Source organism: Paraburkholderia hospita, from assembly GCF_002902965.1.
In the GTDB taxonomy this organism is placed as follows: domain Bacteria; phylum Pseudomonadota; class Gammaproteobacteria; order Burkholderiales; family Burkholderiaceae; genus Paraburkholderia; species Paraburkholderia hospita.
Genome location: NZ_CP026105.1, coordinates 3,561,845 through 3,587,899, shown reverse-complemented (window position 1 = coordinate 3,587,899; position 26,055 = coordinate 3,561,845). Strand labels below are relative to the sequence as shown.

Sequence of the window (26,055 nt, the reverse complement as noted above, 5' to 3'; positions counted from 1 at the left end):
CGGCCCCTATGCCGATTATGCGCGACGCGTGGCGGAGACCGCTTACGCGTTGCCGAACACGTAGTTCGTCATCGCCAGCGAGCGCTGGAACGTCCCGAGCGACTGAATGCCGAGTTTGTAGTCGTCCGGCGCGGCGCCCAGTGCGGCGAATACAGGCAGCAGATGTTCGTCGGTTGGATGCATGAACGCGGCGTGCGGTGCCTGACGCCGGTAATCGAGCAACGCATCGATATCGCGGTCGGCGAGGCGCGCCTCGAACCAGTCGGTGAATTCGGTCACACGCGGATCAGCGTCTTCCGGGCTCGCCGAGAAATCCGCTTCGCGCAGATTGTGCGTGATCTGCCCCGAACCGACGATCATCACGCCCTCGTCCTGCAGCGGGCGCAGCGCGCGCCCGACGCGGAAGTGATGCGCGGGATCGAGCCTCGGCTGGATCGACAACTGCGCGATTGGCACGTCGGCTTGCGGGAACATCAGCAGCATCGGCACCCATGCGCCGTGGTCGAGACCGTGCGGTTGCGTCGCGGTCGGAATGCCCTGTTCGCCGAGCAGCGCGGCGGCGCGGCGCGCGATATCGGGCGCACCCGGCGCCGGGTACTGAATCTCATACAACTGACGCGGGAAGCCATAGAAGTCGTGAATCGTCTCGGGCGCGTCCGACGTGCTGGCCGCGGGTTGTTGCGTCATCCAATGGGCGGACAGCATCAGGATCGCTTTCGGGCGCGGCACTTCAGCAGACAGGGATGCGAACTCCGCGCGTGGCATCGACGGGTCGATCGGCAGCGTCGGCGCACCGTGCGACAGGAACAGGGAAGGCAAGCGGGTCATGGCAGTGCGGGCCGGATGAAGGCCGGATAAGTTTCGTTAAAGCGAATATAAGGCCGCACTGTCATTTGATAAACGGTGAAACGGGGATTTGATTGTCTCCCGGCAGTTGTGAATCGAGCGGCGCCAGCGGCGCGCTTCACTGCGACGGACTGTTTAACCCTTGCCACGCGGGCGCCGACGCCGGACCCAGCGCGAACAGGTCGAGCACGCGGGCGACGGTATCGTCGACCATCTGGTCGATCGTCTCCGGCCGATTGTAGAAGGCGGGCAGCGGCGGAAAAATCACGCCGCCCATTTCGGTAACGGCCGTCATGTTGCGCAGATGCGCGAGGTTGAACGGCGTTTCTCGCACCATCAGCACGAGCCGTCGACGTTCCTTCAACGTGACATCGGCGGCGCGTGTGATCAGATTGTCGGAAAGGCCGTGCGCGACACTCGCGAGCGTTTTCATCGAGCACGGCGCGATGATCATGCCGTCGGTCGAGAACGAGCCGGACGCGATGCTCGCGCCGACGTCGCGCACGGAATGAACGACATCCGCGAGCGGATGCACGTCTTCACGCGACAATTGGAGTTCGTGCTGGATATTGAGCCATCCGGCGCTGGAAATCAGCAGATGGCTTTCGACGCCGCCCAGTTTGCGCAGCGTCTGGAGCAGCCGGACGCCGTAGATGGCGCCCGTCGCTCCCGTGATGGCGACGATGAGACGGCGAGGCGCCGCGGCGCGTGTTTCCATGACGTGCGGCGCCGTCTCTCGTGGCTTAGGCTGCAGCGAAGAGTTGCTGCAGTTCGCCCGACTGATACATCTCCATCATGATGTCCGAGCCGCCGACGAATTCACCGTTGACGTACAGCTGCGGGATGGTCGGCCAGTTCGAGAATTCCTTGATGCCCTGGCGCACGGCGTCGTCTTCGAGGACGTTGACCGTCTTGAACTGATCGACGCCGCATGCCTTCAGAATCTGCACCGCGCGACCCGAGAAGCCGCACATCGGGAATTGCGCGTTGCCTTTCATGAAGAGCACGACGGGGTTTTCGTCGACGATTTGCTTGATGCGTTGTTGCGTTTCCATGACTGACCTTGCGGTTCCGGTGTGTATAAGAGATAGAGTGAAATGATAGCGGATTTCTCCGATAGCGACCGGCGGCTGGATCGGCGCGATTAGGCGCTGTCGCAGCGTGCCGCGCCACCGCCTATCAGCCCGGCCAGCGACCGCCGCTGATGCGTTCGATATCCGCCAGATCGCATTCCGAACGCACGTCGGCAAAACCTTGCGCCGTGAGGATCGCGCGAACGGCTTCGGCCTGATCATAGCCGTGTTCCATCCACAGCACGCCGTTCGGCACGAGCCGCGACGGCGCGCCCGCGACGATCGCGCGGATCGCCGAGAGGCCGTCGGCTTCATCGGTGAGTGCGCCGCGCGGCTCGAAACGCAGATCGCCTTGCGAAAGGTGCGGGTCGCCACTCGCGATATACGGCGGGTTGCTGACGATCACGTCGAACGTGAGTGAATCGTCGAGCGCGGCGTACCAGTCGCCTTGCACGAATTGCAGATCACCGCCGGGGCGCTTCGGCTCGAGAAGCTTGATGGCGTTGCGTCGAGCAACCTCCAGTGCTTCCGCCGAGCGGTCAACAGCCCAAACGCGCGCGTCCGGCCGCGACCACGCGATCGACACAGCAATCGCCCCCGTGCCCGTGCCGAGATCGAGCACGCGCGAGCGCGGGGCGCGGCCTTCGAGCGCCTGCACGGCCGTTTCGACGAGCAATTCGGTTTCGGGCCGCGGAATCAGCACGTCCCGTGTGACCTGGAAGTCGAGCCCGAAGAATTCGCGCAAGCCGATCAGTTGCGCGATTGGCTCGCCCGCCACGCGCCGTGCTTCCAGATCGCGAAAGGCCGCCACCTTGGCGGCATCGAGCGCGTCGTCGGCGCGCGTGATCAGTTCCGTACGACGCCAGCCCAGCGCGTGCCCGAGCAGAATGCGCGCTTCCAGCGCGGGCAGTGGCGACGCGTGAAGCAACGTGGCGACGGTATCGACGGTATTCATGCGTGCCGCTCAGTCCGCGTCGCCGAGCGACGCGAGCAGTTCCGCCTGATGCTCGGACACGAGCGCCGCGATCAGCTCGTCGAGATCGCCTTCCATCAGCGCTTCGAGGCGATACAGCGTCAGGTTGATCCGGTGATCGGTGAGCCGGCCTTGCGGGAAGTTGTACGTGCGAATGCGCTCCGAGCGGTCGCCCGAGCCGATCAGGCTCTTGCGCGTCGCGGCTTCCTTCGCGTGCTGCTCGTGGTACTGCTTGTCCTTGATGCGCGCGGCGAGCACTTTCAGCGCGCGGTCCTTGTTCTTGTGCTGCGAACGGTCGTCCTGACATTCGACGACGATGCCCGTCGGCAAGTGAGTGACGCGCACGGCGGAGTCGGTCTTGTTGATGTGCTGGCCGCCCGCGCCGGACGCGCGGAACGTGTCGATGCGCAGATCGGCGGGATTGATCTCGACTTCGCCGATTTCATCCGCTTCCGGCATCACGGCGACCGTGCACGCCGACGTGTGAATGCGGCCCTGCGTTTCGGTCGCAGGCACGCGCTGCACGCGGTGGCCGCCCGACTCGAACTTGAGCTTCGAATACGCGGCATCGCCCGCAATCCGCACGATCACTTCCTTGTAGCCACCCAGATCCGATTCGCTGGCCGACATCATCTCGACCTGCCAGCGGTTGCGTTCCGCGTAGCGCAGATACATGCGCAGCAGGTCGCCCGCGAACAGCGCCGATTCGTCGCCGCCCGTGCCCGCGCGGATTTCGAGGAAGATGTTGCGCTCGTCGTTCGGGTCTTTCGGCAGCAGCATCTTCTGCAACTCGCCTTCGAGCTTTTCCATCTGATCGCGCGCCGAGCGGATTTCCTCTTCCGCGAAGTCCTTCATCGATGCATCCGACAGCAGTTCCTGCGCGGTGGCCGCGTCGTTCATCGACTGGCGCCAGAGAGCGTAATGCTCGACGACAGGCTGCAGTTCCGCGTGTTCGCGCGTCAGCTTGCGGTACTGGTCGATGTTCGACGTGATGTCTTCGCGGCTCAACAGGTCGTTCAGTTCGGCCAGCCGGGTGGTGAGCTGGTCGAGCTTGGCTTGCATGCTCGTTTTCATTGGGGCGGTCGGAGCGGGCTCCGGAAAGAACGGCTGATTCGGGAAATCGGGAAGATAACCCGGGACGAAAGCCCCGGACAATGGGATGAAGCACCACGCGGGCCTGGTCGGCAACCCGCGCGATGCCGCGGCGTGTAGCGCCGCTAACGCTCGGAAGAAGAGTGAGCGTGCTTGTAGAAGCCGCTCATCAGTTCGATGAGCGAGTCGCGGTCCTCGGTGCTGGCGCGGTTGAGCGCGTGCGTCGGACCGTGGATCAGCTTGTTCGTGAGCGCCTGCGACAGCGCTTCGAGCACGGCAGCCGGATCGTCGCCGCGCGCGAGCAACTTTTGCGCCTTTTCGACTTCGGCGCGGCGCAGCGCGTCGGCTTGCGTGTGCATGTGCCGGATGACGGGCACGATGCTGCGCGCGTCGAGCCACTGCATGAAGTTCTGCACGCGCGTTTCGATGATCGTCTCGGCCTGCGCGACGGCGGCCTGGCGCGACGCATTGCCTTCGCGGACGATCGCACCGAGATCGTCGACCGTGTACAGGAACACGTCTTCGAGCTTGCCGACTTCCGGCTCGATGTCGCGCGGCACGGCGAGATCGACCATGAAAATGGGGCGGTGACGGCGTGCCTTCACCGCGCGCTCGACGGCGCCAAGACCGATGATGGGCAGCGTCGATGCCGTGCACGACACGATGATGTCGAACTCGTGCATGCGCGTGGGCAATTCCGACAGCGGAATCGACCGGCCATTGAAGCGGTCGGCAAGACGCTGGCCGCGTTCGGCCGTGCGGTTCGCGACGACCAGCTCGCGCGGCTGTTGCGCGGCAAAGTGCGTTGCGCAAAGTTCGATCATCTCGCCCGCGCCAATGAACAGCACGCGCTGATTCGACACCTTGTCGAAAATCCGCTGCGCGAGGCGCACCGCGGCGGCGGCCATCGAAACCGATTGCGCCCCGATTTCAGTCGTGGTGCGCACCTCTTTCGCGACCGCGAAGGTGCGCTGGAACAACTGGTTCAGATACGTGCCGAGCGCGCCGGCTTCCGACGCCGTGCGCACCGCATCCTTCATCTGGCCGACGATCTGCGTCTCGCCCAGCACCATCGAATCCAGCCCCGACGCGACGCGAAACGCGTGGCGCACGGCTTCCGACTGCGGCAGCGCGTACACGTGCGGCGCGAGTTCGTCGATGGTGATGTTGTGGTACTTCGACAGCCAGTGGATGGCGGCCTCGCGGGCGGCCTGGTCGTCGGTGGCGCAGTAGAGCTCGGTGCGGTTGCAGGTGGACAGAATGGCCGCTTCCGGCGCCGTGCGGGCCGTGCGGGCGAGGAAGATGTCCTTGAACGTCGAGAGTGCCGGCTTGATCTGCTCGACCGGAAACGCCACGCGTTCGCGCAAGGCGACGGGCGCGGTGTGATGGTTGATTCCGATCGTTAGCAGTTGCACGGGGACACTATGGCGTTTTTGGCGCGACGTATTGGGGCTATGGTTAGGCCCAATATTATAGCGTTTCCGCGATTCTTTCAGTCGGCGCGGGTTTATCCGCGCTATCCGTGTTTTCGACTGGAATCTGGTCCAGACGATAGCCGTAACCGTACAGCGGCGTAAGGGTGTAGCCGAATTCCGGCCGCAGTTCGAGCTTGGTGCGGATGCGCGACGCGTGCGTGTCGAGCGTGCGCGACTTTACGTCGCGGCGGCGCGACCAGACGGTTTCCAGGATGTGCGCGCGCGACACCGGCCGCGACATATTGGTAAACAGCAGCAGCGCGAACTGGAGTTCTTTTGGCGTCAGGGTAACGCTCTGTCCCCGAAAGCTGACGATGGAACGGCCGGCGTCGAACGCATACTCGCCGAACATTTCGCGCACGCGGTTGCGCGGGCGGCGGATCCCGGCGCGACGCATCAGCGCTTCGATGCGGGCCAGCATTTCGGGACCGCGCACGGGCTTCGACACGCAGTCGTCGGCGCCCGATTGCAACATTGCGACCAATTCGCTTTCGCGCGGCGTCGTCATCATGGCGATGACGGGCAGGCCCGGCAGAACCTGGCGCACCCGCATGATCACGTCTTCCGCGGCGGCGTCGCCGCAATACGCGTCGGTGACGAGGAGATCGAAGAACTCGCTTGCGGCGCCCGTCAGAAAAGGCGCGCTGGAGGGGAAGTGATGGCAGGCATGTGCGTCCAGCGAAGGCTGGCGTGTTCAGCAGGAGCTAGACCTGCCGGGGTAAAAGTCAGGCGCCCCGTAGCTCGGATAGCAGGGTGGCGGGAAACCAAGACTCTGAAGCCTATCGACAGGTGGCCCTTGGGGGCCGCGCGAGTCATCGGGCCGTAACAAAAGTGAACGTGGATGTGGCCTCGAAAAATCAAGACCCGAAGGCCGAGCCCTCATGCTTGGGGCGAAGGCAGCATGGATAACCGAAATCTGACCGATACGGTTACTCCACTTCGGCGGGGTGAAAGCGATGGCACGATGACAAGGACACGCTAAGCAACTGGAGAAGCCCTCCTCGTCCCGGCGCGAAATCGCCGGAGCAAGGTAGGTCCTATAACCGGCGACCCCGGGAAGTGGGCCGAAGGCGAGAGGGTGGCGGACGGGTTCGTACTAGCTGTGAAGTCGGGTAACTCCGATGGAGCGAAGGAACCCTGCTGTTTTGTAACTTCCTCAACAACATGGGAGGCAAGGACGAGATGACAAAGGCGTCCAGCAGTTTGCAGGACCTGAGGCGGGGAATATATGTCAAGGCGAAGGCTGAACCGTCCTGGCGTTTCTGGGGTTTGTACGTCCATGTCTGCAAGATGGAGACACTACGCGAAGCGTACGAGTTGGCCAGAATAAACAACGGAGCGCCGGGAATTGACGGCGTGACGTTCGAGGTCATTGAGGCGCAAGGTGTGGAGGCGTTCCTCGAGCAGATACGGGACGAACTGGTTGAACGTACCTACCGGCCACTGCCGGCACGGCGGCGGGAGATACCGAAGGACGGGGGGAAATTCCGCGTCCTATCGATACCCGCTATCCGTGATCGAGTGGTCCAGGGTGCGCTCAAGCTGATACTGGAGCCGATCTTCGAGGCAGATTTCCAGCCGGGGTCGTATGGCTATCGTCCCAAGAGGACCGCGCATGAAGCGGTGCAACGAGTGGCGACGGCGATCGTGCAGGCGAAAACTCTGGTCATAGATCTGGATTTACGCGCTTACTTTGACACCGTGCGGCATCATCTGCTGCTCGACAAAGTGGCGCGCCGGATCAACGACCGGGATGTCATGCATCTGCTAAAGCTGATGCTGACAGCATCGGGCAAACAAGGCGTTCCGCAGGGTGGGGTAATTTCGCCGCTTCTCAGCAACATCTATCTCACAGAGGTAGATCAAATGCTGGAACGAGCGAAGGCAACCACGCGCGACGGGAAGTACACCAATGTCGAGTATGCCCGTTTTGCTGACGATCTGGTCGTGCTGATCGATGCCCACCCGCGCCATGCCTGGCTGCTCGGGGCCGTGACCCGACGCCTACGGGAGGAGTTTGCCAAACTACAGGTCGAAATCAATGAAGAGAAGAGCCGTACCGTGAATCTGGCATGTGGAGAGAGCTTCGGCTTTCTCGGATTCGACTTCCGCCGCATCCGAAGCGGCTGGAACAAGGTGTGGCGACCGCAATACACGCCCAAGCTGAAGAAGCGAACGGCGTTATTGCGCAAGCTCAAGGAAGTGTTCAGGCGACATCGGTCACAACCGGTGGATCGGGTTGTAGCACTGATCAATCCGGTACTGCGTGGCTGGGTGAGTTACTTCGCAGTAGGACATTCCAGTGGGTGCTTCGGCTTCGTGAAGAACTGGGTCGAAAAGAAGATCAGGCGTCACATGCAGCGATCCCGGAAGCAACAGGGCTTCGGCTGGGAGAAGTGGAGTAAGCGGTGGCTGTACGACGAACTGAAGCTGTTTAATGGCTACAAGGTTCGCTACCAGACAGCGTCGAAAGCGACCCCAGCATGATAGGTCCCATAACCCTTGAGATGAAGCAGACAGGAGAGCGTAGTGCCGGAAAACGGCCAGCTGCGTTCGACGAGGCGGGAGCTGGAAACGTGGCTATGGCAGCCGGACTGAGGCCCACTGCGAAAGCAGGGGAACTGCCACCGGAGCCTAACGTGCGCGCGCCAGTTCTCGACCCTACGCCCCCCGGCAAGCAGTAGTCGGCCGACGATTTCCGCATGCCGGAGGTCAGGCTCAATAAGGGCAATTCGCATGGACGGTGGGGTGGGCGCAGCGATCTGGCACGGGAGGCTTTCAGCTTGCTTAACCTAACCCCGGCCCCTAAACTCAACCGCTACGCAGAAAGCCGCGCGGACCTTCTAGTGAAAGAGAAAAAATGCTAGCCATCGATAAAACAGCTGCCTATCAGAACAGTCTTAATTTGATGGGCGGTGGACGCTAATGGGCTGGCCCGGACTGATCATTCTTGGCGCCGTCGTTGGCGCGGCCAGCTGGTGGCTGCATCCGCTGCGGCGCGCGAGCCACGTCGCGCTGTGGATGGCGATGCTGATTGGCGTGGCGGGTGCCGTCATCGCGCACATGGCTGGCAATGTCACTCAGCTCTTCCACGACGGCGACACGCTCGAGTGGCCCGTCTGCACCGCTATCGCCCTGGTTGCCGTTGCCGTGACGGTCGGCTTGTTCTCCCGTCGATGAATTCTTGCAGGTGAAACCGATGAACGTACGACTCCCCGAAACCGCCTCGATCCCCGAGCGCATTGCGCAACTGCGCAGCGCCATGAAGCAGGCAGGGCTCGCCGCCTGGCTCGTGCCATCGGCGGATCCGCATCTTTCCGAATATCTGCCCGGCCGCTGGCAAGGCCGCGAATGGCTGTCGGGCTTCACCGGCTCGGTCGGCACGCTGGTCGTGACGGCGGATTTCGCCGGGCTGTGGGTCGACAGCCGCTATTGGGTGCAGGCCGAGGCGCAACTGGCGGGAACGGGCATCCAGCTGATGAAGATGTTCGGTGGGCAGCAAAGCGCGCCGCACATCGACTGGCTTGCGCAGAACGTACCGGCGGGCGCGTCGGTCGGCGTCGACGGCGCGGTGCTCGGCGTGGCGGCAGCGCGCGCGCTGACCGACGCGTTGACGGCTCGCGGCGTCGAGTTGCGCATGGACCTCGATCTGCTCGACACCGTCTGGCCGCAGCGTCCGTCGCTGCCGACGGGCGCCGTCTACGAACACGTCGCGCCGCACGCGAGCGTCTCGCGCGCGCAGAAGCTGGACCAGATTCGCCGCGCGATGCAGGAGAAGGGCGCGCAGTGGCACTTCATCTCCACGCTCGACGATCTCGCCTGGCTGCTGAATTTGCGCGGCGCGGACGTGAACTACAACCCGGTGTTCGTCGCGCACGCGCTGATCGGGATGGAGCGCGCGTCGTTGTTCGTGGTCGACGGCAAGGTGCCGGCGGAGCTGGCCGAGTCGCTCGCGCGCGACGGCATTCGCGTCGAGGCGTACGCGAAAGCGGCCGACGCGCTCGCCGCGCTGCCGAACGGCCAGACGCTGCTAATCGACCCGCGCCGCATTACGTATGGCCTGTTGCAATCGGTGCCTGCTTCGGTGGGGATCGTCGAGGCTGTGAATCCGTCCACGTTCTTCAAGTCGCGCAAGACGGAAGCCGAAGCCGAACACGTGCGCGCGACGATGGAGCAGGACGGCGCGGCGCTCGCCGAATTCTTCGCATGGTTCGAGGGTGCGCTGGGCCGCGAAAAGATCACCGAGCTGACCATCGACGAAAAGCTCACGGCAGCGCGCGCGCGCCGGCCGGGCTTTGTCACGCTGAGTTTCGCGACCATCGCCGGCTTCAATGCGAACGGCGCGATGCCGCACTACCGCGCGACGCCCGCGTCGCATTCGACGATCGAAGGAAACGGCCTGCTGCTGATCGACTCGGGCGGCCAGTATCTGAGCGGCACGACTGACATCACGCGCGTCGTGCCGATCGGTGCGATCAACGACGAACATCGCCGCGACTTCACGACCGTGCTGAAGGGCATGATGGCATTGTCGCGCGCGAAGTTTCCGCGCGGCATCCGTTCGCCGATGCTCGACTCGATCGCGCGCGCGCCGATCTGGGAAGCGGGCGCGGACTACGGGCACGGCACGGGCCACGGCGTTGGCTACTTCCTGAACGTCCACGAAGGCCCGCAGGTGATTTCGCACTACGCGCCCGCCGAGGCGTGGACGGCGATGGAAGAGGGGATGATCACGTCGATCGAGCCGGGCATCTACCGTCCGGGCAAGTGGGGCATCCGCATCGAGAATCTGGTGTTGAACCGCGCGGCAGGGAAGACCGAGTTCGGCGATTTCCTCGAATTCGAAACGCTGACGCTGTGTCCGATCGACACGCGTTGTGTCGCGTTGAACCTGTTGAACGACGACGAGCGCGCGTGGCTCAATGCGTATCACGAGATGGTGCGCACCCGCGTGTCGCCGCATGTGTCGGGTGACGCGAAGGCGTGGCTCGAGACGCGCACGCAGCCGGTCTGACGCGCTGCGCCGCGTTCCGCTGCGCGATCGATCGAAAGCAATTCGAGTCGATCGTGCAGCGGGTTTTCACACAGAATCCCATTCGCAGCTATGCTGACGAGTCGCTTCTAAACGGTGACTCGGCCGTTTAATGTCGCCGTTTCGCTCAATCCATCACCAACGAATAGCGAGGCTCGCATGCCCGGTGTTGCCGTCATCGTCATCGACGTACAGCAGATGTTCTTCAGCGGACCTTCGCCCGCGTATCGCGGCGAAGAAGTAATCGACGGCATCAACCGGCTCACGGCCTCGGCGCGCAAGGCGAATGCGCCCGTCTTCTTCGTGCAGCACGAGAGCGACGCGAACGGTCCGCTCGCGCGCGGCAGCGACGCCTGGCAATTACCTGCCACGCTAGTGCGCGAGCAAGCGGACGCGTCGATCCACAAGACGGTCGGCGATTCGTTCCATGAAACGCCGCTTGCCGATCAGCTCCGTCAACAGGGCATCGATAGCGTGGTGATCTGCGGTTACGCGTCCGAGTTCTGCGTCAACGCAACCGCGCGCCGCGCCGAACTGCTCGGCCTGCGCACCACAATCGTCGCCGATCTGCACACCACGCAAGACAAGCCGCACCTCGCCGCCGACAAGATCGTCGAGCACCAGAACTTCGTCTGGGCGAACTCGTCGATGACGGGCAAGCGCGTCAAGGTGCGTCCTCTCGCTGACATTCTGCAAACGGAGTTCGCATGACCATCAAGGCAGTCGTGTTCGATTTCGGCGGCGTGCTGATCGACTGGAGCCCGCAGTATCTGTATCGCGAACTGATTTCCGACGATGCCGAGCGCGCATGGTTCCTGTCGAACGTCTGCACGATGGACTGGGTCATCCGTCAGGACGGCGGCCAGCCGATCGCGGAAGGCACGGCCGAACTGGTCGCGAAGTTTCCCGAGCACGAAGCGCTGATTCGCGCGTTTTACGAGCGCTGGCATCAAATGGTGGCGGGCGTGCTCGACGACGGCGTCGCGACGGTAGAGAAACTCGAAGCCGCAAATATGCCGCTCTTCGGCCTGACGAACTGGTCGGACGAGACCTTCCCGTATGCGTGGGAGCACTACCCCGTGCTGCGGCGATTCAAGGACATCGTCGTGTCGGGGCGCGTGAAGATGGTCAAGCCGGACCCGGCGATTTTCGCGGAGATGTTGAGCCGTATCCGCGCGCATCTGCCGGACATCGAGGCGCACGAACTGGTTTTCATCGACGACAACCTGAAGAACGCAGCCGCCGCGACGGAACTGGGCTGGCACGGCGTGCACCACACGAACGCCGCGCAAACCGAAGCGAAACTCAGGGAACTGGGTCTTCCCGTGTAAGACCGCGCTGAAGCGGGCCTCACTGTCCCAGCAAATTCTTCAGCGCGTTCCCAAGCCCTTTCACCGTTTCACCCGCGCCCTTCGCGACGCCCTCGGCGCTGACGCCGAGCGCCTTCGCGAAGTTCGCACGTAGCTCCGTCATCACGCTTTCATTGAGCTTGAACTTCGGGTCGCGCAGATTGCCGTCTATGACGAAGTGCAGCGTGATGTCGTCGCCGTGTTGTTTGAGCGCGGCGACGGCGGCGCGCGCCGGGATCTGCATGAACGTGTCGAGCGGGTCGTCCGTCGCGGCGAGTTGCAGATGATGCAGCGTGACCGTGCCCGGTGCGTGAATGTGATAGCTCGTCACCGTCGCCTGCAGGTTGAGGTCGAGCGTGCCGCCCGTCACCTGTGTTTTCGCGCCGGCCTTTTTCAACAGATACGGATCGAGTGTCACGACATCGACGCCGCGCAGCGTCGTGGTCGTTTGCGAGTCCTTGCTGGCGATCTTCATCCAGCCGTCGAACGTCACCGTACCCGTGTGCGTCGGACCTTTGATCAAGCCTTTGACGGACAGACTGGTCGGTTCGGTGAGGTCGGGCAGATGGATGTGGTCGACGCTCGCATTCGCGTCACTGACTGTCACCTTGTAAGGCGGCTTGCGGATCATCTCGTCGTAGAAGACGAACTGGCCGTCCGCGAACGCGATGTGGTCGATGAGTTTCTCGGCGGGTAGCGGCGGCCGGTTCGGTGCCGCGCTGCTCGCTTCGCTTGCCGGCTGGCCGGGACGGCTCACCGTTTGACGCAGCTTCGGCAAGATTTCCAGCCTGCCGCTCGCGGTGCGCACGACTACGAGACTGAAGCCGCGCACCACGACGCTTTGCAGATGCACGCGTTGCGCGAGCAGATCGCGAATGTCGGGTGTCATCGTGATTTCGTCGGCGGTGAAGGCCTCGGGTGTCGGCCAGTCGCCGGGTGCCGTCAGCCGGACGTGGCGCAGCGTGATCGCCGAAAAACCGACGTCGATGCGCTCAGCCGTGCCGAGCGGCGCAAGCGCTTCGGCGACGCGCTCTTTCACTTCGTGTTGCACGAAGTACAACCCGCCGAGCGCAATCACGACGAGCAGCACGATCGCGCCTGCGACGGCCAACGTCACGCGCTTGCCCATCGACATCGCCATGCCACCTCCTCGTCCGTGCGCTGGCCGTGGTTCGGGTTAGATAGGGTGGATCTTGCCGCGCTTCGGCGAGCGGCGCAGGCAGCGGGTGCCCGCGTCTGAAACTGCCTGGATCGAATGCGACTTGCGAGTGACGGAGCAACTCTTATGCCGTCCGCATCGGACCGTGCAAAACGGCCCGGCTGCGGACGGCGATACAGCGGAATAGCGGAGGCTTAACGGGTGATCGGCTTGTAGCGCAGACGCTTCGGACGCGCCGCTTCTTCGCCGAGACGCGCGCGCTTGTCCGCTTCGTATTCCTGGTAGTTGCCGTCGAAGAACGTGACTTGCGAATCGCCTTCGAACGCGAGGATGTGCGTCGCGATACGGTCGAGGAACCAGCGATCGTGCGAGATCACCATGACCGAGCCGGCGAATTCGAGCAGTGCGTCTTCGAGCGCGCGCAGCGTTTCGACGTCGAGATCGTTCGACGGTTCATCCAGCAGCAGCACGTTGCCGCCTGCGATCAGCGTCTTGGCCAGATGCAGACGGCCGCGCTCGCCGCCCGACAGATTGCCGACGATCTTCTGCTGGTCGCCGCCCTTGAAGTTGAAGCGGCCGATATACGCGCGCGACGGCGTTTCGTACTTGCCGACCGTCAGCACGTCCGCGCCGCCGGAGATCGCTTCGAACACCGTCTTCGAGCCGTCGAGCGCGTCGCGGCTCTGATCGACGTAGGCGAGCTTGACGGTCGGACCTTGCACGATTTCGCCCGAATCCGGCTGCTCCTTGCCCGTCAGCATGCGGAACAGGGTCGACTTACCGGCGCCGTTCGGGCCGATGATGCCGACGATCGCGCCTGCCGGGATCTTCAAGCTCAGGTCGTCGATGAGCAGGCGATCGCCATACGACTTGCTGACGTTCTTGAACTCGATCACTTCATTGCCGAGCCGGTCGCCGACGGGGATGAAGATTTCCTGGGTTTCGTTGCGCTTCTGGTATTCCTGGCTGTTCAGTTCCTCGAAGCGGGCAATACGCGCCTTCGACTTTGCCTGACGGCCCTTCGGGTTCTGGCGCACCCATTCCAGTTCTTTCTTGATCGCCTTTTGACGCGCGGATTCGCTCGCTTCTTCCTGCTTCAGGCGGTCTTCCTTCTGGTCGAGCCAGCTGCTGTAGTTGCCCTTCCACGGAATGCCGTGGCCGCGGTCGAGTTCGAGAATCCACTCGGCGGCGTTGTCGAGGAAGTAGCGATCGTGGGTGACGGCGACGACGGTGCCGGGGAAACGCGTGAGGAACTGTTCGAGCCATTCGACGGATTCGGCGTCGAGGTGGTTGGTCGGTTCGTCGAGCAGCAGCATGTCGGGCTTTTGGAGCAGCAGCTTGCACAGCGCTACACGGCGCTTTTCGCCGCCCGACAGGTTCTCGATCTTCGCGTCCCACGGCGGCAGGCGCAGCGCGTCGGCGGCGACTTCGAGCTGTTGCTCGGGGCTGCCGCCGTCCGATGTCGCGAGGATGGCTTCGTACTTCGCCTGCTCGGCGGCGAGAGCATCGAAGTCGGCGTCCGGCTCGGCGTAGGCGGCGTAGATCTCATCGAGCTTCTTGTGCGCCTGGAACACGTCGCCGAGACCGTCTTCGACGGCTTCGCGGACGGTCTTTTGCGGATCGAGCTGCGGCTCCTGCGGCAGATAGCCGATGTTCAGGTTCGGCATCGGCGTGGCTTCGCCTTCGATGTCCTTGTCGACGCCGGCCATGATCCTGATCAGCGTGGACTTGCCCGAGCCGTTCAGGCCGAGCAGGCCGATCTTGGCGCCGGGGAAGAATGACAGCGAGATGTCTTTCAGGATTTGACGCTTGGGCGGCACGATCTTGCCGACCCGGTTCATGGTGAAGACGTATTGGGCCATTTGCTTACGCTTGGGTTGGGGGCGCGGTCCGCGCGACGGCGGACGGCGTCAGGTGAATGGGTTTGGTGTAGCTGCTTGTTGTTGCCGGGCGCTGCGGGTATTGGATTGGCGCGCGCCGCGGGCGGAAACCGTATTGTACTTCGTGTGTGTTCGACGCTTTTTGTTTGGGGTAGGGGTTTGACACTGCGTGAAGTTGTTGTGCGGGTTTTGTCTCTGCGGGGCGTTGGGGTAGTAGCGGTTCGCACTTGGTTTCGCTGGCATCCGCGGATTGTTGTCTAGCGTCACGCGTCGCCCCTGTGCGGGGCGGCACCTACTTTTCTTTGCGGCGGTGCAAAGAAAAGTAGGCAAAAGAAAGCGGCTAACACCGCCATTTCTTGTGTTTGCCTGAGGGCCCCCAACCGGTCTCACGCTTCACACGGTAATCACGTGACCCATGTTCGTTGCCAACGCTTTGAATGAGCGCCTCTCCCGCTCCATACACCCGCGTCGCAGCATGCCGTACCAGATATTCCACTGCCGCCCAGGTGGCAAACTGTGTGTAGGCCCAAGTGCTCCACACGCCTCACTTCGGACCGATAGCAGACGCGTCCCACCCTGTAAGAGCGCTAACGTGTATGACACGACAACCTACACACAGTTTGCCACCTGGGCGGCACATACCGTTCGCTGCCGCTGGCCCGTGCAAAAGCATTCGAAGCGGGTGGGTCGCTCATTCAAAGCGTTGGCAACGAGCATCGACCAGGGCACTTCGGTGCGAAGAGTGGGGACGTTGGGGGCCCGTGGATAAGAACACGTGCTGGCGGTGTTAGCCGCTTTCTTTTGCCTACTTGTATATTCCCCTCCGTGGCACCGACCCGATCAGTTGTCGCCACACGGACAGTCAGCTCGTCTGCCTATAGTGCCTTGAGCTCGCAGAAAAGCCTGAGCGACTGTCCTTCTCATCGTCTTAACCCGAACAGTTGACTGAGCCTCGAGCTCGTATTTTCCTGCAAGTATGGGTACCGTGATGAACCAGACTTCTTCGTCCCTTTATATCGGCATCGACGTCAGCGGTAGCACGCTCGACGTTGCCATCCACGACACGACCGAACATTTCAGTGTCGACAATGAAACCGCCGCCATCGAACAGTTGGTCCAGCGTCTGATCGCGCTGGGTCCCACCCTGATCGTCATGGAGGCCACCGGCAAGCTCGAACTCGCCGTGCTCAGGGCGCTCTGCCAGGCCGGCCTGCCCGCTGTCGCGGTTAATCCCCGACAGGTGCGCGACTTTGCCAGAGCCACCGGCAAACGGGCGAAGACCGACCGCATCGACGCGTTCGTCATCGCCCATTTCGCCGCCGTCATCAAACCCGTCGTGCGCCCGCTCAACGATGTGCAGACCGAGCAGCTGCAAGCCCTGCTGCTGCGCCGTGCCCAGCTCATCGACATGCTCGTGGCCGAAAAAGCCCGCCTGGAGCGCGCTCATGCCGCGGCTAAGGAAAGCCTGAATGACCATATCAAATGGCTCAAACAGCAGCTCACCGTCGCCGACAGGGACATCGATTCGTTCCTGCGCGCTTCGCCCGCGTGGCGTCAGAAGGAGGACCTGCTGCGCTCGGTGCCCGGCATCGGTCCCGGCGCCGCGGCCACACTGATCGCGTTCATGCCACAACTCGGTTCATTGAACCGCCGCGAGATCGCCGCGCTGACCGGTGTTGCTCCGTTCAATTCCGATAGCGGCAAGCACACCGGCAAGCGTCGCATTCAGGGCGGTCGTGCCATCGTGCGGCGCGCGCTTTATATGGCTTGCATCCCCGCGCTGCGCTTCAATCCGACCATCAGGGCCTTCTACGACCGTCTGCGTCAGGCCGGCAAACCCTTCAAGGTGGCCATGACCGCGTGCATTCGCAAGCTCATCGTGACGCTCAACGCCATGGTCCATAACTCAACACCCTGGAACCCATCGACGAACTAACCGGCGGTATAGCTTTGCCTGGATGCTGTGCCTGAACGCGATCACTCGCGTGGTTTGCGCTCGCCTGTACGGAACCGGCAACCACATTGAGAATCCAGCACCCCGGAACAGCCTCCCGCTTGACTTCCAATACGGTTGCTTTTCTTTGCGGCGGCAAAGAAAAGTAGGTGCCGCCCCGCACAGGGGCGACGCTTGAAGCGAGCTAACAAATCGCGGATGCCAGCAAAAGCGAAAGCAAAAACAAAGGCGAAAGCAAAAGCGAAAGCAAAAGCAAAACCGCACAGCTCAATTGACCCGCCGCCCCGTTTCCTCATCGAAGAAATGAATATGCTGCGCGGGCAACGCGACCTGAAGCCGTTCGCCGGCTTGCGGCCGATGCCCATGTGGCAAACGCACAGTCACATCGTGCTTGCCCCAGCGCCCATGCGCGAGATTATCGGCGCCGAGCAATTCGCAAGAATCAACGGCAAGCGTGGCCGAAGGCACAACGGCGTCCGAGGGCGTCATATGCTCCGGCCGAATTCCAAGCACACACGCCTGTCCCGCCGCGACTTCGCGGCCAACGCACGGCACGCCCGCCAAAGGCAACTTCGGTCCCTCTCCCGCAACTTCAAAAAAGGCGCCATCCTCCGTGATCCAGCCGTTCAGCAAATTCATCCCCGGCGAGCCGATAAAACCAGCAACAAACGTCGTCGCAGGCCGCTCATAGACCTCGGTGGGAGCACCGATCTGCTCCGCATGCCCGCGGTTCATCACGATCACACGCTGCGCGAGCGTCATCGCTTCGATCTGGTCGTGCGTCACGTATAGGCTCGTCGTCTTGAGGCGGCCATGCAGCCGCTGAATTTCGAGCCGCATCTGCACGCGCAGACGGGCATCCAGATTCGACAGCGGCTCGTCGAACAGAAACACAGCCGGCTCGCGCACGATCGCGCGGCCCATCGCGACGCGTTGTCGCTGGCCACCCGACAACTCGCGCGGCTTTCTCGACAGCAGCGGTTCCAGTTCGAGAATCTTCGCCGCCGTCAGCACCCGCGACTCGATCTTCGACTTCGTCAGCCCCGCAATCTTCAGCGCGTAACCCATGTTCTCCGCAACCGTCATGTGCGGATAAAGCGCGTAGTTCTGGAACACCATCGCGATGTTGCGATCCTTCGGCTCCAGGTTGTTCACAACCTTGCCGTCGATCGCAATCTCACCCTCGGTGATGGCCTCCAGTCCCGCGACCATCCGCAGCAAGGTCGACTTGCCGCAACCCGATGGCCCGACCATCACGACGAACTCGCCGTCCTCGACGTCCGCGTTGATGCCGTGCAGAACGTTCTGCTTGCCGTCGTACGATTTCTTTACGCCTTTGAGCGCCAGTGCAGACATGACTCTTTATCCTTATTTTTCCGCATCCACGAGACCGCGCACGAACCAGCGCTGCATCGCCAGCACAACGACGAGCGGCGGCAGCATCGCGAGCAGCGTCGCGGCCATCACGAGATGCCATTCGGTCGCGGTGTCGCCGGAAGCGATCATGCTCTTGATGCCGACCACGGCCGTCGTCAGCGATTGCTGGCTGGTGATCAGGATCGGCCACAGGTATTGATTCCAGCCGTAGATGAACGTGATCACGAAGAGCGCCGCGAGGTTCGTCTTCGACAGTGGCAGCACCACGTCCCAGAAAAAACGCAGCGGCCCCGCGCCGTCGATACGCGCCGCTTCAATCAATTCGTCGGGCAGCGTGAGGAAGAACTGGCGGAACAGGAATGTCGCGGTCGCGGACGCGATCAGCGGCAGCGTGAGGCCGGCGTACGTGTTGCTCAGATGCATCGACGACACGACCTGCACAGTCGGAAAGATGCGCACTTCGACGGGCAGCATCAGCGTGATGAAGATCAGCCAGAACGCGACGCTGCGGCCCGGAAAGCGGAAGAACACGATCGCGAACGCCGAGATGATCGAAACGGCGATCTTGCCGATCGCGATCACCAGCGCCATCACGAGGCTGTTGACGAGCATCGTGCCGAACGGACTGGCCGCGTTGCCCGTGCCGTGCGTCCAGATGTTGGCGATGTTGTCGAACAGATGCGTGCTCGGCACGAGCGACAGCGGCACGTTGAACACTTCATGCTCGCTCATCGTCGCCGCGCAGAACGCGACGTAGACGGGAAACACGACCAGCACCACGCCGATCAGCAACACGACGTGGCAGAAGATATCGAAGCCGCGGCGATTCTCGATCATGAGTATTGAACCCTCCGCTCGATGAAACGGAACTGCACGACGGTCAGCCCGACCACGATCAGCATCAGCACCACCGACTGCGCGCCCGAACTGCCAATATCGAGACCCTGAAAGCCTTCCGCGAAGATCTTGTAGATCAGCGTGCGCGTCGATTGCGCGGGACCGCCTCCCGTCGCGGCGTCGATGATCGGGAAGGTGTCGAAGAACGCGTAGACCAGGTTGACGACGAGCAGAAAGAACGTCGTCGGCGACAGCAGCGGCAGCGCGACGCCGAAGAAGCGCCGCACGGGACCCGCGCCGTCGATCGCGGCCGCTTCGATCAGCGAGCGCGGAATGGCCTGGAGGCCCGCGTAGAAGAACAGGAAGTTGTAGCTGACCTGCTTCCACACGGAGGCAAGCACGACGAGGAACATCGCCTGACCGGGATTGAGCGCGTGATTCCAGACAATGCCCGCCTTGCCGAGCGCAAAGGTCACGAGGCCGATGCTCGGGTTGAAAAGGAACGACCACAGCACGGCGGCAATCGCGGGCGCGACCGCGTACGGCCAGATCAACAGCGTCTGATAGGCTCTCGCGCCGCGTGTCACGCGGTCGGCGCAGGCGGCGAACAGCAGCGAGATCGCGAGACCCGACACGGTGACGAGCGCGCAAAAAATCAGCGTCGTTTCGAACGATGCGAGATACAGCGGATCGCCGAATAGCTGCTTGAAGTTGCTCAAGCCGACAAATTCGCTCGACGTGCCGAACGCGTCCTGTGTCTGCGTCGATTGCCAGAGGGCTTCGCCCGCGGGCAGCAGAAAGAACAGCAGGGTGATCGCGAGTTGCGGCGCGACGAGCAGATACGGCAGGAAGCTGGTGCCGAAGCGGGAACGCTTGTCCATCGACGTCCTTAGCAACAGTGAACGGATGAGGCGCGCTTTACGCTAACGCTTTGAAAGCGCGCCTGTCTTGAGGATCAGCTACCCGCTTTCTCGAAGCGGCGCAGCAGTTCGTCGCCGCGCGACACCGACGAATCGAGCGCATCCTTAGGCGTCTTCTTGTCGGACCAGACCTGTTCGAGTTCTTCGTCGATGATCGTGCGGATCTGCGGCATGTTGCCCAGACGCAGGCCCTTCGTGTACGGCAGAGGCGGCTTGTTCAGCATCTGCTTGATAGCCGTGTCGCTACCGGGATTCTTTTCATAGAAGCCCTGTTGCTGGGTCAACTGATAGGCGGCCGTGGTGACGGGCAGATAACCCGTGTCCTGATGCCATTTCGCGGCGACGGGCGGCGAGCTGAGATAGGCGAGGAACTTCGCGACGCCCTTATAGACGGCCGGGTCCTTACCCGACAGCACCCACAAGCTCGCGCCGCCGATGATCGCGTTCTGCGGCGCGCCCTTCACGCTCGCGTCGTACGGCATCATGCCCGTGCCGAAGTCGAACTTCGCGTACTTGCGGATGGTCGCCAGCGAGCCGGACGAGTTCGTGATGATCCCGCAGTCGCCGCTATAGAACTTCGACACCGGTTCGTCCTTGCGACCGACATAGGTGAATGCGCCTTCCTTCGCCATCTTCTGCAGGAACGTGATGTGCGCGATCTGCAGCGGCTTGTTGAATTCGAGCTTCGCGTCGGCGCCGTCGAAGCCGTTGTTCTCCGTCGCGAACGGCGCGCCGTGCCATGCGCTGTAGTTCTCGAGCTGAATCCAGCTTTGCCAGCCGGACGAATAGCCGCACGACATGCCCGCTGCTTTCAGTTTCAGCGCGTCCTGCTCCAGTTCGGCCCACGTTTTGGGCGGCGTGTTCGGATCGAGGCCGGCCTTCTTGAAGGCTTCCTTGTTGTAGTAGAGGACGGGCGTCGAGCTGTTGAACGGCATCGAAATCAGGTGGCCTGTCTTCGAGTCACTGTAATAGCTGGCGATGGTCGGCACGAAGGCTTTTTCGTCGAGCGTCATGTCAGCCTGCTTGAACACGTCGGAGACGGGAATGACGGCTTTCTTCGCCTGCATCATCGTCGCCGTGCCGACCTCGTAGACCTGCAGGATCGCGGGCGCGTTGCCGCTGCGATACGCGGCGATGCCGGCTGCGAGCGTCTGGTCGTAGGTGCCCTTGAAGACGGGGACGATCTTGTAGTCGCTCTGCGATGCATTGAAGTCGTTGGCGATCGTGTTCAGACGTTCGCCGAGGGCGGCTTCCATCGCGTGCCAGAACTGGATTTCAGTGGCGGCGTAAGCGCTTTGGTGGACGCCGAAGGCCAGAACGGCCGCGACGGATAGCGAACGGAAGAGCGGCTTGCAATGCATCGAGAGTCTCCTTTGTCGGCCAGAGTTGGCGCTTTAGCGCCTCACTCTGGTCCCATGCAACGAGGTTGCGGTTGGAAAGCGCGGAATTGCGGTCGCGCGATTCTAGTTGTGGTCGATGACAGGAAAGCGTCGGAAGTACTATGCGCGTGCTAGTTGTTGGTGCAAACGGTTTGGTGAAAGCGGAAATGTAGCATTGGTTGACTTGGAAAAGCGGTTTGAGTCGTGGTGCATATTCTCGAAAGGATTCGACACACTCTTTGAATTGAGCGCTTGCCATCGAGCTTTGGGCGCATGCAAGAATCGGCGATAGTCCTTTTTCGCTGGTGAGATGTCGATGGCAAAGAACGATGCAGCAATTCAGCTTGATGTAAGTGACCGTGCATTCGAGCAGGTCGTGCATCTTCACCGACAGGCGATGGAGCACGCTGACGCAGCGATGTATTTTCAGTCGCATGGCGATGAAGCCCACTTCCTCGCGGAAACGACACTTGCTCTCGAACTGGAAGAGCGCGCGGTCGGAATGTTGTCTTGCGCTGAATCGTCGGAACCGACTCGTACCGTTCTGCTTCGTAGCGCGGCGACACTTGCGTTGCGGTGCAAGCAGGTCAGAAGCGCGGAGCGGCTGGCTGCGCAGGCGCTGCTTGGTTTTGGACCCGAGGCGCTGCTAGAGGAGGTTCGCGACGTGCTCAAAGATGTTTACCTTGAGCAGCACTTGATTGTGCGAGGCAATGGGCTTTCGGACAATGACGTATAGGCGGCGTTGTCTGGCTTTGTGGTCCATCAGAATGGAATGGCGCACCACGTTCCCTTCTGCCGAACCCGAAGCGAGTTGCTCGCCGAGCAATCCGCCGAATCGTTCGACCGCTTTGGGGGCAATCGGTGAGAGCGACCGTCGAGCGTCAGCCCGGCACGAAGGCGCCGGTGTTGATCGACGTCGAGAGTCTGGATATGTGACGAAGCGCCCGGTCGGGCGCTTCTCTCCGTGAGGATATCGCCGGGACAGGCGACCCGGCGATTAAAGGCGTCTGCGAAGCAGACGTCAGACGTTGAACAAAAAGTTCATCACGTCGCCATCATGCACGATGTACTCCTTCCCTTCCGCGCGCATCTTGCCCGCTTCCTTCGCGCCTTGTTCACCCTTGTACGCGATGTAATCGTCAAAGCCGATCGTCTGCGCGCGAATGAAGCCGCGTTCGAAGTCCGTGTGAATCGCGCCCGCTGCCTGCGGCGCGGTATCGCCGACATGGATCGTCCACGCGCGCACTTCCTTCACGCCCGCCGTGAAATACGTCTGCAGGCCGAGCAGCTTGAAACCCGCGCGAATCACACGGTTCAGACCCGGCTCGTGCATGCCCATGTCGGCGAGGAACACTTCCTTGTCTTCATCGGCGAGATCGGCGATTTCCGCCTCGATCGCCGCGCACACGGCGACCACGGGCGCATTCTCCGTTTCGGCATACTTGCGGACCGCGTCCAGGTGCGGATTGTTCTCGAAGCCGTCTTCCTTGACGTTCGCGACGTACATGGCCGGCTTGGCCGTAATCAGGCAGAACGGCCTGATCAGCAGAAGCTCTTCTTCCGTCAGATCCAGCCCACGAACCGGCTTGGCCTGATCCAGCTGCGCGCGAACCTTTTCCAGCACGGCAGCGAGCTTCACCGCTTCCTTGTCGTTGCCTGACTTCGCGGCTTTCGCATAGCGTGTGAGCGCCTTTTCGACCGTCGCGAGGTCGGCGAGCGCGAGTTCCGTGTTGATCACTTCGATATCCGACACGGGATCGACCTTGCCCGCGACGTGAATCACGTTCTCGTCTTCGAAGCAGCGCACGACGTGCGTGATCGCATCCGTTTCGCGGATATTCGCGAGGAACTGGTTGCCGAGACCTTCGCCCTTGCTCGCTCCTGCCACCAGACCCGCGATGTCGACGAACTCGACGACGGCGGGCACGATGCGCTCCGGCTTGACGATGCCGGCGAGCGCCGTCAGGCGCGCATCCGGCACTTCGACCACACCGACGTTCGGCTCGATCGTGCAGAACGGATAGTTTTCGGCGGCGATGCCCGCCTTGGTCAGCGCGTTGAACAGGGTGGACTTGCCGACGTTAGGCAGGCCGACGATGCCGCATTTGAGGCTCATGAAGGTTCTCTACAAATCAGGTGGTGACAGGCTTCGGCGAACGGAGCGCGGGCTACATGTGGCGCGGCGCGATGCTGGCCGCGGCCCGCAAGTCCGCTGGCGCCAGGCACGTGCCAGAAGCACGCGCCGAAAACACGCGGCACAGGCGGACTGTCGTAAGACACCCGCCGCGCTGCAAACGCGCGCCGGAGGTGCCGGATAACCGAAAACCGCAATTGTAACCCTGTCCGGCGGCGCGCTCGCGGCAGCGGAGAAGCGGTGGCGCGTGCCGTTCGCTGTACGAGCGCGTGCATATGCAGTCCACAATCGACGAGACTTGTGCCCGATCTGCATCAATCACTGCTCAAACAACGCTGAAACCGCGCCAAAAGCCTGTCCCGCCGATCCGTCCCCGGCACCCCTCACGGCTATAATGGCCGCATGAATGCTCACCATCAGTCCTTCGACGTCGCCGTGATCGGCGGCGGGCTCGTCGGCAAGACGGCGGCGCTTGCGCTCACGCAAAGCGGCCTGCGCGTCGCATTGCTTGCGCAGCATTGTCAGCCGCTGCCCGCCGACGCCGTATTCGACTCGCGCGTCTACGCGCTGTCCGCGAGCTCGCAGGCGCTGCTCGAACGCTTGCGCGTGTGGCAGGCGCTCGACACGTCGCGGCTCGCGCCCGTCTACGACATGCGCGTCTACGGCGACGCACATGCCGAACTGCATTTCTCGGCGTTCCAGGCATCCGTGCCGCAGCTCGCGTGGATCGCCGAATCGTCGCTGATCGAACAGGCGCTCGACGCCGCGCTGCGCTTCCAGCCCAACCTCACGTGGCTCGACACCCGCGCGCAGGGGCTCGACGTCAAGACGGGCGGCGCGACCATCGGTCTCGCAAACGGCAACGTGCTCGAAGCGGATCTCGTGGTGGGCGCGGACGGCGCCCATTCGTGGGTGCGCGCGCAGATCGGCTCGAAGGTGAACCGGCGCGACTACCGGCAGACGGGCGTCGTCGCGAACTTCAAGGCCGGGCGCCCTCACGGCGAGACGGCGTACCAGTGGTTCCGCGACGGCGAGATCATCGCGCTGCTGCCGCTGCCGGACGGCCACGTGTCGCTGGTCTGGTCGGCGATGACCGATCACGCGAACACGCTCGTCAAACTCGATCCGGCGCAACTCGCGGCGGAAGTCGAACGCGCGACGATGGGCGCGCTCGGCACGCTGGAATGCGTGACGCCCGCCCAAGGCTTTCCGCTTGCACTGCAAACCGTCGACCGGCTGGTCGCGCCACGCGTCGCGCTGGTCGGCGATGCCGCGCACCTGATCCATCCGCTCGCGGGGCAGGGCATGAATCTGGGCTTGCGCGACGTGGCGTCGCTGGTGGACGTGATCGTGAAGAAAGAGGCGTTCCGCGATATCGGCGACACTGTGCTGTTGCGCCGGTACGAACGCTCGCGCAGCGAAGACATCCGCGCGCTGACCATCGCCACCGACGGCCTGCAGAAGCTGTTCGGGCTGCCGGGCAATATCGCGCGCGCGGTTCGCAACACGGGCATGGCATTCGTCGGCGCGCAGCCGCTGGTCAAGCGCTGGCTGGTTTCGGCGGCGCTGGGCTGAACAATGCGCCAGCCACGCGCCAGGTGGAACGGAACGGCGGCGCGCGCGATCTGACAGGATCGAACGCAAGGCATACCATCTGCGCAGCACTGCCTGAAGCACCCACACGCATCGATGCAAAAGGGAATACTCCGGCACACACCCGGAGCCCCGCGCGGAACTTGAACACAGGCGCAGACGAGCGGCAAATGGGCCGCGCGCCGAATCGAATCAGGAGCAGCAGCATGAAGAAACGTATCCGCATCGCCGCGCTGGCGCTGGCCGTCTCGACCCTCGGCCTCGGCTGTTCGGCGCAGGCCGACCAGACCACCGACAAGCTCAAGTCGACGCTGCAATCGCGTCTGAGCGAAGCGACGATCAAAAGCGTGTCGAAGTCGCCGATCGACGGGCTGTACGAGGTGAACCTCGGCTCGCAGATCGTCTATAGCGACGCGACGGGCGACCATCTGATTCTCGGCGACATGATCGACGCGAAGACGCGCCAGAATCTGACGGAAGCGCGCCTGTCCGAAACCAACCGCATCGATTTCGCGAGCTTGCCGTTCGCGAACGCGGTGAAAGTGGTGAAGGGCAATGGCAGCCGCAAGATCGCCGTGTTCTCCGATCCGAACTGCCCGTACTGCAAGCAGCTTGAAACGACGCTGAAATCGATGGATAACATCACCGTTTACACGTTCCTGTACCCGGTCCTGTCGCCGGATTCGACGGTGAAGTCGAAGTCGATCTGGTGTTCCTCCGACCGCGCGAAGGCATGGGAAGCCTGGATGCAGGATCACCGCGCGCCGACCGCGCCCGGCACCTGCGACACGGCCGCGATCGACAAGAACCTCGTGCTCGGACAGTCGATGAACGTGAGCGGCACGCCGACCGTGTTTCTCGCGGATGGACGTCGCCTGCCGGGCGCCGTGCCGGCGGACCAGCTGGACAAGGCGTTGTCGTCGGTGCGCTGAGCTGCGCGCATCGTCTGAATCTGTTTGAAAGGAGGCGCGCGGCGCCTCCT

General features: G+C 62.7%; 23 protein-coding genes. 9 read left to right on the top strand and 14 right to left on the bottom strand.

Annotated elements, in window-relative coordinates:
- Positions 1-42: 42 nt before the first annotated feature.
- From C2L64_RS16230 to C2L64_RS16200, 7 genes are all read right to left on the bottom strand, one after another.
- Complete coding sequence (locus C2L64_RS16230; protein WP_007580712.1) at positions 43-828, bottom strand: DODA-type extradiol aromatic ring-opening family dioxygenase; 786 nt, start codon at positions 826-828, stop codon at positions 43-45.
- A gap of 136 nt (positions 829-964) precedes the next feature.
- Positions 965-1,564 (bottom strand): UbiX family flavin prenyltransferase, encoded by a 600-nt coding sequence (locus tag C2L64_RS16225; protein WP_090839004.1) that lies wholly within the window; start codon positions 1,562-1,564, stop codon positions 965-967.
- 25 nt (positions 1,565-1,589) lie between these two features.
- Positions 1,590-1,901 carry a Grx4 family monothiol glutaredoxin gene (gene grxD, locus C2L64_RS16220; RefSeq protein WP_007580708.1) on the bottom strand — a complete coding sequence of 104 codons (312 nt, stop codon included), beginning with the start codon at positions 1,899-1,901 and terminating at the stop codon, positions 1,590-1,592.
- A gap of 124 nt (positions 1,902-2,025) precedes the next feature.
- Positions 2,026-2,874 (bottom strand): peptide chain release factor N(5)-glutamine methyltransferase, encoded by an 849-nt coding sequence (prmC, locus tag C2L64_RS16215; RefSeq protein WP_086909660.1) that lies wholly within the window; start codon positions 2,872-2,874, stop codon positions 2,026-2,028.
- A gap of 9 nt (positions 2,875-2,883) precedes the next feature.
- Positions 2,884-3,966 carry a peptide chain release factor 1 gene (gene prfA / locus C2L64_RS16210; RefSeq protein WP_086909659.1) on the bottom strand — a complete coding sequence of 361 codons (1,083 nt, stop codon included), beginning with the start codon at positions 3,964-3,966 and terminating at the stop codon, positions 2,884-2,886.
- Between the two features lie 143 nt (positions 3,967-4,109).
- Positions 4,110-5,399, bottom strand: coding sequence for a glutamyl-tRNA reductase (hemA, locus tag C2L64_RS16205; RefSeq protein ID WP_086909658.1), 1,290 nt, complete (start codon positions 5,397-5,399; stop codon positions 4,110-4,112).
- A 55-nt stretch (positions 5,400-5,454) separates the two neighbouring features.
- Complete coding sequence (locus C2L64_RS16200) at positions 5,455-6,138, bottom strand: response regulator transcription factor (protein WP_090839006.1); 684 nt, start codon at positions 6,136-6,138, stop codon at positions 5,455-5,457.
- Between the two features lie 503 nt (positions 6,139-6,641).
- Between C2L64_RS16200 and ltrA the strand changes: the two genes are divergently transcribed.
- The 5 genes from ltrA to C2L64_RS16170 all read left to right on the top strand — a co-directional run bounded on the left by ltrA (position 6,642) and on the right by C2L64_RS16170 (position 11,822).
- Complete coding sequence (gene ltrA, locus C2L64_RS16195; protein ID WP_090839012.1) at positions 6,642-7,946, top strand: group II intron reverse transcriptase/maturase; 1,305 nt, start codon at positions 6,642-6,644, stop codon at positions 7,944-7,946.
- 438 nt (positions 7,947-8,384) lie between these two features.
- Positions 8,385-8,639 carry a hypothetical protein gene (locus C2L64_RS16185; RefSeq protein WP_035989060.1) on the top strand — a complete coding sequence of 85 codons (255 nt, stop codon included), beginning with the start codon at positions 8,385-8,387 and terminating at the stop codon, positions 8,637-8,639.
- A gap of 19 nt (positions 8,640-8,658) precedes the next feature.
- On the top strand, positions 8,659-10,473 hold the full coding sequence (locus C2L64_RS16180) for an aminopeptidase P family protein (protein WP_090839008.1): 1,815 nt from the start codon (positions 8,659-8,661) through the stop codon (positions 10,471-10,473).
- A 177-nt stretch (positions 10,474-10,650) separates the two neighbouring features.
- Positions 10,651-11,202, top strand: a complete 552-nt coding sequence (locus C2L64_RS16175; protein WP_007580694.1) for a cysteine hydrolase family protein — start codon at positions 10,651-10,653, stop codon at positions 11,200-11,202.
- On the top strand, positions 11,199-11,822 hold the full coding sequence (locus tag C2L64_RS16170; protein ID WP_090839010.1) for an HAD family hydrolase: 624 nt from the start codon (positions 11,199-11,201) through the stop codon (positions 11,820-11,822). Before C2L64_RS16175 ends, C2L64_RS16170 begins: the two co-directional genes overlap by 4 nt.
- Positions 11,823-11,841: 19 nt before the next feature.
- Here the strand turns inward: C2L64_RS16170 and C2L64_RS16165 are convergent, their stop codons facing one another.
- Both C2L64_RS16165 and ettA read right to left on the bottom strand, forming a co-directional pair.
- Positions 11,842-12,981, bottom strand: coding sequence for a DUF748 domain-containing protein (locus C2L64_RS16165; RefSeq protein ID WP_086909655.1), 1,140 nt, complete (start codon positions 12,979-12,981; stop codon positions 11,842-11,844).
- Positions 12,982-13,193: 212 nt separating this feature from the next.
- Complete coding sequence (gene ettA, locus C2L64_RS16160; protein ID WP_086909654.1) at positions 13,194-14,861, bottom strand: energy-dependent translational throttle protein EttA; 1,668 nt, start codon at positions 14,859-14,861, stop codon at positions 13,194-13,196.
- A 1,006-nt stretch (positions 14,862-15,867) separates the two neighbouring features.
- Between ettA and C2L64_RS16155 the strand changes: the two genes are divergently transcribed.
- Entirely contained in the window at positions 15,868-16,815 is a 948-nt protein-coding gene (locus C2L64_RS16155) for an IS110 family RNA-guided transposase (protein WP_039901856.1), read from the top strand.
- A gap of 285 nt (positions 16,816-17,100) precedes the next feature.
- On the opposite strand, the gene C2L64_RS16150 is transcribed toward C2L64_RS16155, so the two are convergent.
- The 4 genes from C2L64_RS16150 to ugpB form a co-directional block, all read right to left on the bottom strand.
- Positions 17,101-18,189 (bottom strand): sn-glycerol-3-phosphate import ATP-binding protein UgpC, encoded by a 1,089-nt coding sequence (locus C2L64_RS16150; RefSeq protein ID WP_086909653.1) that lies wholly within the window; start codon positions 18,187-18,189, stop codon positions 17,101-17,103.
- A 12-nt stretch (positions 18,190-18,201) separates the two neighbouring features.
- Entirely contained in the window at positions 18,202-19,047 is an 846-nt protein-coding gene (gene ugpE / locus C2L64_RS16145) for a sn-glycerol-3-phosphate ABC transporter permease UgpE (protein WP_090838755.1), read from the bottom strand.
- On the bottom strand, positions 19,044-19,928 hold the full coding sequence (gene ugpA, locus C2L64_RS16140; protein ID WP_007580682.1) for a sn-glycerol-3-phosphate ABC transporter permease UgpA: 885 nt from the start codon (positions 19,926-19,928) through the stop codon (positions 19,044-19,046). Before ugpA ends, ugpE begins: the two co-directional genes overlap by 4 nt.
- A 74-nt stretch (positions 19,929-20,002) precedes the next feature.
- Positions 20,003-21,328 (bottom strand): sn-glycerol-3-phosphate ABC transporter substrate-binding protein UgpB, encoded by a 1,326-nt coding sequence (gene ugpB, locus C2L64_RS16135; RefSeq protein ID WP_086909651.1) that lies wholly within the window; start codon positions 21,326-21,328, stop codon positions 20,003-20,005.
- A gap of 334 nt (positions 21,329-21,662) precedes the next feature.
- Between ugpB and C2L64_RS16130 the strand changes: the two genes are divergently transcribed.
- Entirely contained in the window at positions 21,663-22,082 is a 420-nt protein-coding gene (locus C2L64_RS16130; RefSeq protein WP_143055821.1) for a hypothetical protein, read from the top strand.
- A gap of 285 nt (positions 22,083-22,367) precedes the next feature.
- Here C2L64_RS16130 and ychF read toward each other — a convergent pair whose 3' ends face one another.
- The gene (gene ychF / locus C2L64_RS16125; RefSeq protein WP_007580676.1) at positions 22,368-23,462 is read right to left on the bottom strand and encodes a redox-regulated ATPase YchF; all 1,095 of its coding nucleotides are present in this window, start codon (positions 23,460-23,462) and stop codon (positions 22,368-22,370) included.
- Between the two features lie 420 nt (positions 23,463-23,882).
- On the opposite strand from ychF, the gene C2L64_RS16120 reads away from it, so the two are divergent.
- Together C2L64_RS16120 and C2L64_RS16115 are read left to right on the top strand one after the other, a co-directional pair.
- Positions 23,883-25,055: a UbiH/UbiF family hydroxylase gene (locus tag C2L64_RS16120; RefSeq protein ID WP_086916474.1), complete on the top strand. Its 1,173-nt coding sequence runs from the start codon at positions 23,883-23,885 to the stop codon at positions 25,053-25,055.
- A 224-nt stretch (positions 25,056-25,279) separates the two neighbouring features.
- Entirely contained in the window at positions 25,280-26,005 is a 726-nt protein-coding gene (locus tag C2L64_RS16115; protein WP_090838759.1) for a DsbC family protein, read from the top strand.
- Positions 26,006-26,055: the final 50 nt, after the last annotated feature.

Coding starts and splice junctions, on each gene's coding strand:
- C2L64_RS16230 (WP_007580712.1), bottom strand. CDS start 828: ATGACCCGCTTGCCTTCCCTGTTCCTGTCGCACGGTGCGCCGACGCTG.
- C2L64_RS16225 (WP_090839004.1), bottom strand. CDS start 1,564: ATGGAAACACGCGCCGCGGCGCCTCGCCGTCTCATCGTCGCCATCACG.
- grxD (WP_007580708.1), bottom strand. CDS start 1,901: ATGGAAACGCAACAACGCATCAAGCAAATCGTCGACGAAAACCCCGTC.
- prmC (WP_086909660.1), bottom strand. CDS start 2,874: ATGAATACCGTCGATACCGTCGCCACGTTGCTTCACGCGTCGCCACTG.
- prfA (WP_086909659.1), bottom strand. CDS start 3,966: ATGAAAACGAGCATGCAAGCCAAGCTCGACCAGCTCACCACCCGGCTG.
- ltrA (WP_090839012.1), top strand. CDS start 6,642: ATGACAAAGGCGTCCAGCAGTTTGCAGGACCTGAGGCGGGGAATATAT.
- C2L64_RS16185 (WP_035989060.1), top strand. CDS start 8,385: ATGGGCTGGCCCGGACTGATCATTCTTGGCGCCGTCGTTGGCGCGGCC.
- C2L64_RS16180 (WP_090839008.1), top strand. CDS start 8,659: ATGAACGTACGACTCCCCGAAACCGCCTCGATCCCCGAGCGCATTGCG.
- C2L64_RS16175 (WP_007580694.1), top strand. CDS start 10,651: ATGCCCGGTGTTGCCGTCATCGTCATCGACGTACAGCAGATGTTCTTC.
- C2L64_RS16170 (WP_090839010.1), top strand. CDS start 11,199: ATGACCATCAAGGCAGTCGTGTTCGATTTCGGCGGCGTGCTGATCGAC.
- C2L64_RS16165 (WP_086909655.1), bottom strand. CDS start 12,981: ATGGCGATGTCGATGGGCAAGCGCGTGACGTTGGCCGTCGCAGGCGCG.
- ettA (WP_086909654.1), bottom strand. CDS start 14,861: ATGGCCCAATACGTCTTCACCATGAACCGGGTCGGCAAGATCGTGCCG.
- C2L64_RS16155 (WP_039901856.1), top strand. CDS start 15,868: ATGAACCAGACTTCTTCGTCCCTTTATATCGGCATCGACGTCAGCGGT.
- C2L64_RS16150 (WP_086909653.1), bottom strand. CDS start 18,189: ATGTCTGCACTGGCGCTCAAAGGCGTAAAGAAATCGTACGACGGCAAG.
- ugpE (WP_090838755.1), bottom strand. CDS start 19,047: ATGATCGAGAATCGCCGCGGCTTCGATATCTTCTGCCACGTCGTGTTG.
- ugpA (WP_007580682.1), bottom strand. CDS start 19,928: ATGGACAAGCGTTCCCGCTTCGGCACCAGCTTCCTGCCGTATCTGCTC.
- ugpB (WP_086909651.1), bottom strand. CDS start 21,328: ATGCATTGCAAGCCGCTCTTCCGTTCGCTATCCGTCGCGGCCGTTCTG.
- C2L64_RS16130 (WP_143055821.1), top strand. CDS start 21,663: ATGGCAAAGAACGATGCAGCAATTCAGCTTGATGTAAGTGACCGTGCA.
- ychF (WP_007580676.1), bottom strand. CDS start 23,462: ATGAGCCTCAAATGCGGCATCGTCGGCCTGCCTAACGTCGGCAAGTCC.
- C2L64_RS16120 (WP_086916474.1), top strand. CDS start 23,883: ATGAATGCTCACCATCAGTCCTTCGACGTCGCCGTGATCGGCGGCGGG.
- C2L64_RS16115 (WP_090838759.1), top strand. CDS start 25,280: ATGAAGAAACGTATCCGCATCGCCGCGCTGGCGCTGGCCGTCTCGACC.